A 245-nucleotide genomic window follows, 5' to 3' on the forward strand; every position below is an offset into this window, starting at 1 on the left:
CTGCATACAAGTTAAACTGAAACAGATCCGGATTATAGAAGCTTTGAGGGGTCTGTACCAACCCCAGCTTGAACTTTTTATCTATTTCATCCTCACGGCGAAGCCGCCATCTCCCTTTCTCTTCTATAAACGTGGAGAGCAGGAAATACGGGACGGTTTTCATCAAAAAGGTGTGTTGCGGGATCATATCTGCATCAAAGGTTGCAATGAGTGGAGAAGAGGTTTTGCTCAGGGCATTATTCAGG

1 protein-coding gene is annotated in these 245 nt (G+C 44.9%); it reads right to left on the reverse strand.

The annotated features are described in order from the left end of the window. Positions 1-245 (reverse strand): hypothetical protein (locus ABS784_RS17245; RefSeq protein ID WP_483867424.1); only part of this gene is annotated, 245 nt, incomplete at both ends.

Source organism: Geobacillus sp. G4, assembly GCF_040327975.1.
GTDB lineage: Bacteria > Bacillota > Bacilli > Bacillales > Anoxybacillaceae > Geobacillus > Geobacillus thermoleovorans.